8 protein-coding genes are annotated in these 13,795 nt (G+C 56.5%); 6 read left to right on the top strand and 2 right to left on the bottom strand.

Going from position 1 to position 13,795, the window contains the following annotated elements; translation table 11 throughout:
- Positions 1-4: 4 nt before the first annotated feature.
- Positions 5-4,867 (top strand): NAD-glutamate dehydrogenase, encoded by a 4,863-nt coding sequence (locus QN378_RS16415; protein ID WP_322201830.1) that lies wholly within the window; start codon positions 5-7, stop codon positions 4,865-4,867.
- Between the two features lie 218 nt (positions 4,868-5,085).
- Here QN378_RS16415 and acnB read toward each other — a convergent pair whose 3' ends face one another.
- Positions 5,086-7,686, bottom strand: a complete 2,601-nt coding sequence (acnB, locus tag QN378_RS16410; protein WP_322206830.1) for a bifunctional aconitate hydratase 2/2-methylisocitrate dehydratase — start codon at positions 7,684-7,686, stop codon at positions 5,086-5,088.
- A 401-nt stretch (positions 7,687-8,087) separates the two neighbouring features.
- Between acnB and QN378_RS16405 the strand changes: the two genes are divergently transcribed.
- Entirely contained in the window at positions 8,088-8,558 is a 471-nt protein-coding gene (locus QN378_RS16405; protein WP_322201832.1) for a DUF1289 domain-containing protein, read from the top strand.
- Between the two features lie 108 nt (positions 8,559-8,666).
- Here the strand turns inward: QN378_RS16405 and QN378_RS16400 are convergent, their stop codons facing one another.
- On the bottom strand, positions 8,667-9,518 hold the full coding sequence (locus QN378_RS16400; RefSeq protein ID WP_322201834.1) for a universal stress protein: 852 nt from the start codon (positions 9,516-9,518) through the stop codon (positions 8,667-8,669).
- A gap of 223 nt (positions 9,519-9,741) precedes the next feature.
- Here QN378_RS16400 and QN378_RS16395 point away from each other — a divergent pair, with 223 nt between their 5' ends.
- From QN378_RS16395 to QN378_RS16380, 4 genes are all read left to right on the top strand, one after another.
- The gene (locus QN378_RS16395; protein WP_322171047.1) at positions 9,742-10,353 is read left to right on the top strand and encodes a tRNA-(ms[2]io[6]A)-hydroxylase; all 612 of its coding nucleotides are present in this window, start codon (positions 9,742-9,744) and stop codon (positions 10,351-10,353) included.
- Between the two features lie 135 nt (positions 10,354-10,488).
- On the top strand, positions 10,489-10,977 hold the full coding sequence (locus QN378_RS16390) for a MarR family transcriptional regulator (protein ID WP_323547987.1): 489 nt from the start codon (positions 10,489-10,491) through the stop codon (positions 10,975-10,977).
- Entirely contained in the window at positions 10,974-12,470 is a 1,497-nt protein-coding gene (locus QN378_RS16385) for an efflux transporter outer membrane subunit (RefSeq protein WP_323547990.1), read from the top strand. Before QN378_RS16390 ends, QN378_RS16385 begins: the two co-directional genes overlap by 4 nt.
- Before the next feature lie 15 nt (positions 12,471-12,485).
- Positions 12,486-13,745 (top strand): efflux RND transporter periplasmic adaptor subunit, encoded by a 1,260-nt coding sequence (locus QN378_RS16380; RefSeq protein WP_323547992.1) that lies wholly within the window; start codon positions 12,486-12,488, stop codon positions 13,743-13,745.
- Positions 13,746-13,795: the final 50 nt, after the last annotated feature.

Raw genomic sequence — 13,795 nt, 5'->3', positions numbered from 1 at the left:
ACAGATGGCGTTCTTCACCGCAGCCAGCAAGTCTGATTTCCAGCATCAACTGCAAGCAGCACTGGCGCAGCACATCAGTGAACAGGCACTGCCACAAGTGGCGCTGTTCGCTGAGCAATTCTTCGGCATTATTTCTCTTGATGAACTGACCCAGCGGCGGTTGTCCGACCTGGCCGGTTGCACCTTGTCTGCCTGGCGACTGCTAGAACGTTTTGAAAGTATTCATCCGCAAGTACGGGTCTATAACCCTGATTACGAGCGCCACGGCTGGCAGTCGACCCACACCGCGGTCGAGGTTCTGCATCATGATTTACCGTTCTTGGTGGACTCGGTACGCACCGAACTGAACCGTCGCGGCTACAGCATTCATACCTTGCAAACTACCGTGCTCAGCGCCCGTCGCGGCGCTGATGGCCAACTGCTGGAATTGCTGCCTAAAGGCAGCACTGGCGACGAGGTGCAGCAAGAATCATTGATGTACCTGGAAATCGATCGTTGCGCCAACTCTGCCGAAATGAATGTGCTGGCGCGTGAATTGGAACAAGTGCTGGACGAAGTTCGAATTGCGGTTGCTGATTTCGAACCGATGAAAAGCAAGATTAGCGAACTACTGGCTGGTATTGACACCCTGGAGTTCGCCATCGAAGAAGGCGAGAAATCCGAGGTCAAAGTATTCCTGCAATGGCTGGTGGATAACCACTTCACGTTTCTCGGTTACGAGGAGTTTGAAGTCCGTAACGATCAAACCGGCGGCTACCTGGTGTACGACGAGTCTTCTTTTCTCGGTCTGACCAAGCTGCTGCGTGCCGGGCTGACGAAAGACGACCTGCACATCGAAGATTACGCAGTGAATTACCTGCAAGAGCCGATGCTGCTGTCGTTCGCCAAGGCTGCCCACCCAAGCCGTGTTCACCGCCCGGCATATCCGGACTACGTGTCGATCCGCCAGATCGACGCTACCGGTAAAGTCACTAAAGAATGCCGCTTCATGGGCTTGTACACTTCGTCGGTGTATGGCGAAAGTGTGCGTCAGATCCCTTATATCCGTCGCAAGGTAGCGGAAGTAGAGCGTCGGTCAGGTTTCGACTCCAAGGCGCACTTGGGTAAGGAGCTGACTCAGGTCGTGGAAGTGCTTCCGCGTGACGATCTGTTCCAGACCCCAGTGGACGAGCTGTTCAACACGGTGATGTCCATCGTGCAGATTCAGGAGCGCAACAAGATTCGGGTGTTCCTGCGCAAAGACCCCTACGGCCGCTTCTGCTATTGCCTGGCTTACGTACCGCGTGATGTTTATTCCACTGAGGTTCGGCAGAAGATCCAGCAAGTGCTGATGGATCGCCTCAAAGCCAGCGATTGTGAGTTCTGGACCTTTTTCTCCGAGTCAGTCTTGGCCCGCGTGCAGCTGATCCTGCGTGTGGACCCGAAAAGTCGTCTCGACATCGATCCGCAGCAACTGGAGAACGAAGTCGTCCAGGCCTGCCGTTCGTGGCAGGACGACTATTCGAGCCTAGTGGTCGAAAGCTTCGGCGAAGCCCACGGCACCAGCGTGCTGGCAGACTTCCCGAAAGGTTTCCCGGCCGGTTACCGCGAGCGCTTTGCTGCGCACTCGGCCGTGGTCGATATGCAGCATTTGCTTAGCCTGACCGAAGCCAACCCGTTGGTGATGAGCTTTTATCAACCGCTTGCACAAGCGGGCAAACAACAACTGCACTGCAAGCTGTATCACGCGGACACGCCGCTGGCCTTGTCCGACGTCCTGCCGATCCTTGAAAACCTCGGCCTGCGGGTACTGGGTGAGTTCCCCTATCGTCTGCGTCGTACCAATGGCCGTGAGTTCTGGATTCACGATTTCGCCTTCACCGCTGGCGAAGGTCTGAACCTGGACATCTCGCAACTTAACGACACCCTGCAAGATGCGTTTGTACACATTGTCAGCGGCGACGCCGAAAATGATGCGTTCAACCGTTTGGTGTTGACCGCTGGTTTGCCATGGCGCGATGTCGCGTTGCTGCGGGCCTATGCGCGCTATATGAAACAAATTCGTTTGGGGTTCGATCTCGGCTACATCGCGAGCACCCTGAATAACCACACGGAAATTGCCCGTGAGCTGACGCGGTTGTTCAAAACGCGCTTCTATCTGGCGCGCAAACTCACTGGCGATGACCTGGAAGACAAGCAACTGCGTCTGGAACAGGCGATTCTGACGGCCCTTGACGACGTTCAGGTACTCAACGAAGACCGCATCCTGCGTCGTTATCTGGATCTGATCAAAGCCACCCTGCGGACCAACTTCTACCAGCCTGACGCCAACGGCCAGAACAAGAGCTATTTCAGCTTCAAGTTCAACCCGCGTCTGATTCCTGAGCTGCCGAAACCGGTGCCGAAATTCGAGATTTTCGTTTATTCACCAAGGGTTGAAGGCGTGCACTTGCGCTTTGGTAACGTCGCTCGTGGCGGCCTGCGTTGGTCGGACCGTGAGGAAGATTTCCGTACTGAAGTGCTGGGCCTGGTCAAAGCCCAGCAGGTGAAGAACTCGGTCATCGTGCCGGTAGGCGCCAAAGGTGGGTTTATTCCGCGTCGTCTGCCGCTGCTGGGTGGCAGCCGCGATGAGACTCAGGCCGAGGCCATCGCCTGCTACAAGATTTTTATCTCCGCGCTGTTGGACATCACCGACAACCTTAAAGACGGTGCCTTGGTGCCGCCGCTGAATGTGGTGCGCCACGACGAGGATGACCCGTATCTGGTAGTGGCTGCCGACAAAGGCACCGCGACCTTCTCCGACATCGCCAACGGCATCGCCATCGAATACGGCTTCTGGCTAGGCGACGCTTTTGCTTCCGGTGGTTCGGCCGGTTACGACCACAAGAAGATGGGCATCACCGCCAAAGGCGCTTGGGTCGGTGTACAGCGTCACTTCCGTGAGCGCGGGATCAATTCCCAGACGGACACCATCAGCGTTATCGGCATCGGTGACATGGCCGGTGATGTGTTCGGTAACGGCTTGTTGATGTCGGAAACCGTGCAATTGGTCGCTGCGTTCAACCATATGCACATCTTCATCGATCCAAACCCGGCGCCGGCCAACAGCTTCGTCGAGCGTCAACGCTTGTTCGATCTGCCCCGTTCGTCCTGGACTGATTACGACACCAGCATCATGTCCCAAGGCGGCGGAATCTTTGCGCGCAGCTTGAAAAGCATCCCGATCAGCCCGGAGATGAAAGCGCGTTTTGACATCAGCGCCAACAAGCTGACCCCAACCGAACTGCTGAACGCGCTGCTCAAGGCGCCAGTAGACTTGTTGTGGAACGGCGGCATCGGCACCTATGTTAAATCCAGTGAGGAAAGCCACGCCGATGTTGGCGATAAAGCCAACGACGCCTTGCGAGTCAACGGTAACGAGCTGCGCTGCAAAGTAGTGGGCGAGGGCGGTAACCTCGGCATGACCCAGTTGGGTCGCGTCGAGTTCGGCCTCAACGGCGGCGGCTCCAACACCGACTTCATCGACAACGCCGGTGGCGTAGACTGCTCTGACCACGAAGTAAACATCAAGATCCTGCTCAACGAAGTGGTGCAGGCGGGCGATATGACTGAAAAGCAGCGCAATCATCTGCTTGAAAGCATGACCGACGAAGTGGGCCACTTGGTGTTGGGTAACAACTATAAGCAGACTCAGGCATTGTCCCTGGCTGCCCGTCGTGCTTACGAGCGGATCGCGGAATACAAGCGCTTGATGAACGATTTGGAAGCGCGGGGCAAGCTTGACCGCGCCATCGAGTTCCTCCCGGCTGAAGAACAACTTGCTGAACGTATTGCGTCAGGCCATGGTTTGACCCGGCCTGAGCTGTCGGTGCTGATTTCATATAGCAAAATCGATCTCAAAGAAGCATTGCTTGAGTCTCGAGTGCCGGATGATGACTACCTCGTTCGTGACATGGAAACGGCCTTCCCGCCGTCCCTGGCCGCGAAATTCTCTGAGGCCATGCGTCGTCACCGATTGAAGCGTGAAATCGTCAGCACCCAGATCGCCAATGACCTGGTTAACCACATGGGCATCACCTTCGTGCAGCGGCTTAAAGAGTCCACCGGCATGAGCGCTGCTAATGTAGCGGGTGCATACGTGATCGTGCGGGACATCTTCCACCTGCCGCACTGGTTCCGTCAGATCGAGGCGTTGGACACTAAGGTTCCAGCTGAAATCCAATTGGCGCTGATGGATGAGCTGATGCGTCTGGGCCGTCGTGCCACGCGCTGGTTCCTGCGCAGCCGTCGCAACGAACTGGACGCCGGTCGCGATGTTGCACACTTTGGTCCGCACATCGCGACATTGGGTCTGAAACTCGACGAGTTGTTGGAAGGCCCGACCCGTGACGTCTGGATGAGTCGCTATCAGGCGTATGTCGAAGCCGGTGTTCCAGAATTACTGGCGCGCATGGTTGCCGGCACCAGTCACCTTTACACGCTGTTGCCAATCATCGAAGCGTCGGACGTCACGGGGCAGAATGCTGCCGATGTGGCTAAGGCTTACTTCGCCGTGGGCAGCTCGCTGGACGTGACTTGGTACCTGCAACAGATCAGTAACTTGCCGGTGGAAAACAACTGGCAAGCGTTGGCCCGCGAAGCCTTCCGTGACGATATCGACTGGCAGCAACGGGCGATTACCGTATCGGTCCTGCAACAGCCTAACGCTCCGGCAGAGATCGAAGCGCGTCTGGATGCGTGGCTTGAACAGCACATGCCGATGGTTGATCGCTGGCGTGCCATGCTGGTCGAGCTGCGTGCAGCCAGCGGGACCGACTACGCAATGTATGCCGTGGCCAACCGCGAGTTGCTGGACTTGGCTATGAGTGGGCAGACCAGCGTGGTGTGATGTTTGAGTTGAAGCGGTAAATCCAAAGCCCTGCATCGAGAGAGATGCGGGGCTTTTTTATGATCTGGAGCCAACTTGTTGGCAAGGCAAGCCACGCAGTACATTTTGAGCATTGTGTAGCTGCTTATATCGCCAACAAGTTGGCCCAGATAAATTAAATATCCAGGCCATAAAAAACCCCATCGCGTGGGATGGGGTTTTTTCAACGCTGTGTTTCTTTACGCTTGAATAACCGGGATGTTGGCATTGGCTGCCGACTCACGGAATTCTGCGATTTGATCGAAGCTCAGGTAGCGGTAAACGTCCGCTGCCATGGTGTCGATTTCTTTCGCGTAGGCCATGTACTCTTCGACGGTCGGCAGGCGACCGAGGATCGATGCTACGGACGCCAACTCGGCCGAGGCCAGGTAAACGTTCGCGCCATCGCCAAGGCGGTTCGGGAAGTTACGGGTTGAGGTCGAGACCACGGTGGAGTTTGGTTCAACGCGAGCCTGGTTACCCATGCACAGCGAGCAGCCCGGCATTTCCATGCGCGCGCCAGCTTTGCCGTAGATGCCGTAGTAACCTTCTTCGGTCAACTGGTGAGCGTCCATTTTGGTCGGCGGCGACAGCCACAGACGGGTTGGAAGCTGACCTTTAACCTTGTCCAGCAATTTGCCGGCAGCGCGGAAGTGACCAATGTTGGTCATGCACGAGCCGATGAACACTTCGTCGATCTTCTCGCCAGCAACGCTGGAAAGCAGACGGGCGTCGTCCGGGTCGTTTGGCGCGCAGAGCACAGGCTCTTTGATTTCGTCGAGGTTGATTTCGATGGTTTCGGCGTATTCGGCGTCAGCATCGGCAACCATCAACTCAGGGTTGGCAACCCAGGCTTCCATCGCTTGAGCGCGACGTTCCAGAGTCCGTGCATCGCCGTAGCCTTCGCCGATCATCCAGCGCAGCAGGGTGATGTTGGAGTTCAGGTACTCGGTGATCGACTCTTTGGACAGCTTGATGGTGCAACCGGCAGCAGAGCGTTCGGCCGAGGCGTCGGACAGCTCGAAAGCCTGTTCGATGCTCAGGTTGTCGAGGCCTTCGATTTCCAGGATGCGACCGGAGAACGCGTTCTTCTTGCCTTTCTTCTCTACGGTCAACAGGCCAGCCTGGATCGCGTAGTAAGGAATGGCATGAACCAAGTCGCGCAGAGTAACGCCCGGCTGCATTTTGCCTTTGAAGCGAACCAGGATCGATTCCGGCATGTCCAGTGGCATAACACCCGTGGCAGCAGCAAACGCGACCAGACCGGAACCTGCTGGGAACGAAATGCCCATTGGGAAGCGGGTGTGGGAGTCACCACCGGTACCGACAGTGTCCGGCAGCAGCATGCGGTTCAGCCAGCTGTGGATGATGCCATCGCCCGGACGCAGGGAAACGCCGCCGCGGGTCATGATGAAATCAGGCAGCGTGTGGTGAGTCTGCACGTCGATCGGCTTTGGATACGCCGCGGTGTGGCAGAACGACTGCATGACCAGGTCGGTAGAGAAACCCAGGCAAGCCAAGTCTTTCAGCTCGTCGCGGGTCATCGGCCCCGTGGTGTCCTGGGAGCCGACGGTGGTCATTTTCGGTTCGCAGTACGTGCCTGGACGGATGCCGGGAACGCCGCACGCCTTGCCGACCATTTTCTGCGCCAAGGTGAAACCCTTGGTGCTGGCAATCGGTGGCTCAGGCAGCTTGAACAGAGTTGAAGGAGGCAGACCCAGTTCGGTACGGGCTTTCTCGGTCAAACCACGGCCGATGATCAGCGGAATACGGCCGCCAGCGCGAACTTCGTCCAACAGCACTGGGGTCTTCATTTCGAAGGTGGCCAGGACTTCTTCGCTGTCGTGCTTGGTGACTTTACCGGCGTATGGGTAAACGTCGATCACGTCGCCCATGTTCATGTGAGTCACATCGAATTCGATCGGCAATGCGCCGGCGTCTTCCATGGTGTTGTAGAAAATGGGAGCAATTTTGTTGCCGAAGCAGAAACCGCCAGCGCGCTTGTTCGGCACGTTTGGAACGTCGTCGCCGAAGAACCACAACACGGAGTTGGTGGCTGACTTACGCGACGAACCGGTACCGACCACATCACCGACGTAGGCAATAGGGAAGCCTTCGCCGCGCATGCGCTCGATTTGCTTCATCGGGCCGATGGCGCCTTGTTGATCCGGCTCAATACCGTCACGGGCCATTTTCAGCATGGCGAGTGCGTGCAGCGGGATGTCCGGGCGGGACCAGGCATCAGGCGCTGGGGACAGGTCATCAGTGTTGGTTTCGCCGGTGACCTTGAACACGCGCAGGCTGATTTTATCGGCCAGGGTAGGGCGATTCTGGAACCATTCGCCGTCAGCCCATGATTTCAGGACTTCCTGGGCGTGAACGTTGCCGTTCTTAGCTTTCTCAGCCACGTCGTGGAACGCGTCGAACATCAGCAGGGTGTGCTTGAGTGCTTTGGCAGACTCGGGCGCCAACACGGCATCGTCCAGCAGGTCAACCAAGGTGACGATGTTGTAGCCACCTTGCATGGTGCCCAACAGTTTAACGGCGTGTTTTTTGTCAATCAGCGGGGAGGTGACTTCGCCTTTCGCCAGAGCGGACAGGAAGCCGGCCTTGACGTAAGCGGCTTCATCAACGCCTGGTGGAACGCGATTGGTGATCAAGTCGAGAAGAAAGGCTTCTTCGCCAGCCGGAGGGGTCTTCAGCAGCTCGATCAAGCCTGCGGTTTGTTCGGCGTTAAGCGGCTGGGGCACGATGCCCAGAGCGGCGCGCTCTTCGATGTGTTTACGGTAGGCTTCAAGCACAGTTATTACCCTCATCAGTGGTCCCAAATGGGTGTCCGGGACGCTCATCCAGAAATAACTCGCACCCTGCATAACGAAGCTTTTGAGCCCCTTGGTCAGAGAAACGGTTATTCCTTACAGAAGCTGTTTTCAAAGTTTGACGCCTGCAGGACGGCTGATGAGTGTCGACTCAGGGGATTTCACGAGGAATTCCTGGGTCGACACCGGACTGCGGGGTTACTTAACTGTGCTCGTGACGCTTTGAAAACAGCTTCTAACGGACATTGGCGCCTTAAAAGGCTCGCTGATTCTACGGCAAAAATTGCCTAAAAGTAAGTTAACCCCACCACGTTCAGGGGTGACCCTCGTTAGACAAAGGGCTAACATGCTGGCCTGTTTCGCCTGTCGTAGCCTTGTTTCCTATGTCCAATCAAACCATCAAAACCCCTTGCGTCGGCCTCTGTTCCACTGTTTATGGGGATCTGGTGTGCCGTGGCTGTAAGCGCTTTCACCATGAAGTGATCAATTGGAATGGTTACAACGAAGACGAAAAACGCGCGGTCTGGTTGCGTCTGGAACAACTGCTGGTGCAGGTCATGGCAGGCAAGCTTCAGGTTTTCGACGCTGCCAAGCTGCGCCTGCAATTGGAACAGCGAAAAATCCGCTTCGTGCCAAATCAGTCGGTGTATTGCTGGGCGTACCAGTTAATTGCTCGCGGAGCGCGGGTGATTACCCAGCTTGATGCGTATGGTGTGGTTCTGATGCCAGAGTTTCGCGACTGGAGCCTTCCAGATCTGCGGGATGCCATTGATCGCGAGTTTTTCCTGTTGTCTGAAGCCCATTACGAACGTTACATCGCGCCGGGGTTTTTGAAGGATACGTTTGGCGGTTAAGCGGTGGTGCGGCTTTCCCGAATAAATTCGGTCCCACAGAATGAACTGCGCATTACCCGGCGGGAGCGAACTTGTTCGCGAAGGCGCCATCGCAGGCACCGCATCAAATCAGCCGTTGACGGCCAATTCTTCCAAATGCGCAATAACCTCTTCGGTTTTCAGCACCAGCACATCACTTTCCAGCGAATCCAGAATCACTTCAGCGGTGTTGCCGATCAATGCGCCTGAAATCCCGGTACGTCCCACGGTGCCAATGATGGTGACTGCGGCATTAAGGGTGTGCGCCGTGTGCGGAATGAGCACGTCGGCTGGACCTTCTGCAATGTGCAAATGGCTGTCGTCAACGTCGAACTCGGTCTGAAACGCCAAGCATTGCTCTTGGTAACGCGCTTCGATGTGCAGGGCTGGATCTACCGCCGTGAGTAAGGGCGAGGGGTGAGCCGCAATGACGTGCAACTGCCCCTTGGTCATTGCAGCAATTTCAAAGCCGTAATCCACGATGCTGAAGTGCAGCGCCCGGTGTTCATCGTCAGTGTTACCCACATCCACCGCTGCTAAAATGACGCCGCCGGTCCACGAGGTCGCGGTCTTGACCATCAACACTGCGCTGGGACACTTGCGCAGCAGTTTCCAATCGTCGGGTGTCAGCAAGGCTTTTTTCAGGGGGTTGTCCGCAAAGTGCTGCTTGATCACCAAGCCGCAGTTTTCTGCTTGTTGCACATCAATGATGGTTTGATGCGTGCTGTCATTCCAAGCTTGCTGGGCAGTGGCGTTGAAGTCAGCTCTGAGCAAGTCTTCCTTCAGCTCTTCGAGCAGCAGCGAGTGATCGTGTTTTTTGTCGCAGATCAGCAGGTGCAGGTGCGCTTGGGTCACGCACGCGATCAGCTTGGCTCGGGTGAGGGCCAGGCTCTGGGCGTCATGAGGTTCGATTATCACAAGAATGCTGCGAACGGCTTGCATGGGAGAGAGCCTCGGCCGATGGCGGTAGTCACAACTATAGTTGCAGTCTGCTCACTCGGTCGTTGATTCAGATCAGGACAAATCCGCTACCTGGCGCTGTTTCATTCCCACGGCCCTCGTATAATGCTGCGCCTTGCCCATCCTGGCCGACTGTGAACCTATGCAACTGAATCCAGCAATCGACGCTCCGCTTTCTGCCGCCAAGGTCCAACGGGCTTGCGTGATGCCTGAAATCCATGAGTTCCTTGGCTGCAAAACCCCTGACGCGTGGGTTGAAGCCGCGCTGGCTGATCAACCGACGATGCTACTCGATCACAAAAATTGTGAATTCAAAGCCGCCAGCACCGCCATGAGCATGATCGCTAAATACGGTGCATACACCGACATGGTCCTGATGATGTCGCGGCTGGCACGGGAAGAGTTGGTGCACCATGAGCAAGTCGTGCGCTTGATGAAAAAGCGCAAGGTCGATTGGCGCCCGCTGTCCGCTAGCCGTTACGCGTCGGGCCTTCGATCTGCCGTGCGCAGCCATGAACCGGTCAAACTCAGCGATACGTTGGTGGTTGGCGCGTTCATCGAAGCGCGCAGTTGCGAGCGCTTTGAGAAGCTGGTGCCACATCTGGACGAAGAACTGGGCGCCTTTTATCACGGCTTGCTCAATAGCGAAGCGCGGCATTATCAGGGTTACCTGAAGTTAGCCTATCAGTACGGCGATGCTGCTGATGTTGCACAAACCATCGAAAGAATCCGGGTGGTAGAAGCCAGCCTGATCGACAGCCCTGATGTCGAGTTCCGGTTTCACAGTGGTGTCCCGCAAAACCTGGCCCAGCGCTAAATCGTCACGCCGCTGAACGCCGTTCAGCGGTTTCTTCGAAATAAAAGCAAAGCTTCCTATTTAATGCTTGGACATTCGCTGCCTAGGCAGTAGCATCGTGACACATTCCTGCCTAGGCAGCTTTTTGGTGACTCGATGAAACACTTCACTCCCGAGAATTTTCACGCCGGTCTCATGGGCTTGCTGATAGGCCGCGTTGACGGCCTGAAGAATCGCATCCTCGACACCCATCTGGTGCCTTACGGCGTGACCTCTTCGCAATTCAAAGTGCTGATTATCGTGGGCCAGTATCAGAGTGATACACCGGTTGAACTGTGCCGACATCTGTCCCTCGACAGCGGTTCGATGACACGGATGATTGATCGTCTGGTGCAGAAGGGCTTGCTGGTCCGCGATCGATCGGAAACCGACCGTCGTCAGGTCAAGCTCGCGCTGACCGAAGAAGGCCAGAAATTGTCGGAGCGGCTGCCGCAGATTGGTGCCGAGGCAATGAATGACTTGTTCGGGGCACTCGACAGCGCCCAAGTAAAAAGTCTGGAGCAGATTCTGACAAAGGTGCTAGTGGCCGCTGACGATCAAATTACCATTGCCCGCCTCGGCTTTAACAAGGCGGGTAAGCAATGAACATCTTAGTCGTCCTAAGAGCCCCGTCTAAGCCGGCATTGTTGTTGCTGGGCCTCGCTATGAGCTTGTCCGGTTGTGCCAGCTATCACGGCCTGGAAACGAAGGGGACGAGCCTGGATGCGCAAAGCTTGCAGGCTACCCAGAGTTTTAAGGGCGTAAAACTGTCGCCAGCGGCCTGGCCAAAAACTGATTGGTGGAAAAGCCTCGGCGATCCTCAGCTCGACAGCTTGGTCACTGAAGCCTTGCGTGACAGCCCAGACATGCAGGTTGCCAGTGCCCGAGCGCATCAGGCCAGTGCTGCCGCGTATGCGGCCGACGCCCAACGAACCCCAACCCTGGATGCCGAAGGCGGTGTCACCCGTTCCCGTTTGGCTTCTGACCAGAGTCCGACGGGTAAAGGCGGTACTTACTCCACGGTACGTAACTTGGGTTTGAATTTTAACTACAACGTCGATTTGTGGGGCGGGCAACGGGCCACGTGGGAAGCGGCGTTGGGTCAGGCGCGTGCGGCTGAAATCGATCAACAGTCCGCCCGACTGACGCTCGCCGCCGATGTGGCGCGAGCCTACAGCAACCTCGGCCAGGCCCACGTGGTTTACGACTTGGCGAACGATGACTTAAAGCGCACCCGGCAAATGCTTGACTTGGGCAACCGCCGCCTCGCATCGGGCATTGACAGTCGCTTCCAGTTTCAGCAGACCCAAAGCCTGGAAGCAGGCTCCGAAGCCCAACTAATCGATTCCGAAAAGCGCCTGCGCAGCGCAAAAATAAGTTTGGCAGTATTACTGGGCAAGGGCCCGGACCGTGGCGATGAGATCGCCCGGCCGAACGTTCTTAAGCCCAGTGCCGTGGCGTTGCCTTCATCGTTGCCCGCAGAGTTATTGGGACGTCGTCCTGATCTGGTCGCGGCGCGCTGGCGGGTAGAGGCAGCGAGCAAGAATATTGTGGCCGGGAAAACCAATTTTTATCCCAACTTGAACCTGGGTGCTGCAGTAGGTACCGAGTCGCTGCTGGGGGATGCGATGTTTGGCTCGGCCAGTCGCTTCTTCAATATCGCCCCGGCGGTTTCCCTGCCGATTTTTGACGGTGGGCGCTTGCGTGCTGATCTCGATGCCCGCGATGCCGATTACGACCTCGCGGTGGCGCAGTACAACAAAAGCCTGGTTCAAGCCTTAGGCGATGTCAGTGACACCTTGTCCCAAATGCGCTCCATCAGTCGCCAAATCGAGGCGCAACAGCGCGCCAGCGAGATTGCCACTGCCTCCTATGATACGGCGACCCAACGCTTTGGCTCGGGTATTGGCAACTATGTCGACGTTTTAACCATTGAACAGCAATTGCTCCAGTCCCAACGCCAATTAGCCGACCTCACCGCTGAGCGAATCGACCTCTCGATTCAGTTGATGCAGGCCTTGGGTGGCGGATTTCAAAGCAGTTCTGCTGACCAGAACGCCGGACCGGGTACCCCTTCAACCGATTCGCAGACTGAATAACTCAAGGTAATCGTCATGGCTACTGCCGCTACCGAAAATGCTTCGACAAACGACCCGAAAGATCAGAATGATCAGAAAGGTCAAACGCTGCAAAAAGATCAGACTCCTCCAAAGGACGCCAATCCCGGCAAACGAAAGTTCTGGCTGTTGCTGGTACTGGTGCTGGTCGTGGTGGGCGCGCTGGGTATTTGGTTCTGGTATGAAAAATACGGGCGCTGGAATCAAAGTACCGATGATGCCTACGTAAACGGCAACGTGGTTGTGATCACGCCATTGGTGACCGGTACCGTGGTGAGTATTGGCGCCGATGACGGTGACTTGGTCCGTGAGGGGCAGGTGTTGATGCAGTTCGACCCAAGCGATGCTGAGGTCGGGTTGCAAAGTGCTGAGGCAAACCTGGGCAAGACCGTGCGCCAAGTGCGCGGTTTGTACAGCAATGTCGACGGTATGAAAGCGCAGTTGGCCGCACAGCGGGCTGAAGTGCAGAAAGCTCAGGACAACTACAGTCGGCGTAAAAATCTCGCGGCGGGTGGGGCGATTTCTCTGGAAGAGCTCTCCCATGCACGGGACGATCTGACCACTGCACAAAATAGCTTGAACAATGTTCAGCAACAGCTGGCAACCAGCTCGGCCTTGGTCGATGACACCGTCGTTTCGTCGCACCCCGACGTCAAAGCTGCCGCCGCGCAGTTGCGCCAAGCTTACCTGGCCGACGCCCGCAGTACCTTGGTCGCGCCTGTCACCGGTTACGTGGCCAAGCGCACGGTGCAACTGGGTCAGCGGGTTCAGCCAGGTACTGCATTGATGGCGGTGATTCCGCTCAACGAAGTATGGATCGACGCCAACTTCAAGGAAACGCAGCTCGGCATGATGCGCATCGGTCAGCAAGTGGACATTGAAGCGGATCTGTACGGTGGCGACGTGAAGTATACCGGCACGGTTGATAGCATTGGCGCCGGCACGGGCAGTGCGTTTGCCTTGCTTCCTGCGCAGAACGCCACCGGTAACTGGATCAAGATTGTGCAGCGGGTTCCGGTGCGCGTTCACGTTAACCCGGATCAGTTGACCGAGCACCCATTACGTATTGGTTTGTCCACCGTGGTCGATGTCAATCTGCACGACCAAAGTGGTCCGGTATTGGCCCAACAGCCGCCGAAGAAACCGGTGTTCAGCACCAACATTTACGATAAACAATTGGCCGACGCCGACGCGATGATTACTCGGTTGATTCACGAAAACAGTGCCGCCACCAGCAGCAAAACTGCTCAGCGCTGATACGCCAATCCGTCAGCTCCGGTACCTGTGCCGGAGCGCCGCTGAAGATT

It is taken from the genome of Pseudomonas sp. 10S5, from assembly GCF_035019745.1.
GTDB lineage: Bacteria > Pseudomonadota > Gammaproteobacteria > Pseudomonadales > Pseudomonadaceae > Aquipseudomonas.
The sequence above is the reverse complement of the archived record's forward strand: the minus strand, read 5'-3'. Positions and strand labels throughout refer to the sequence as shown.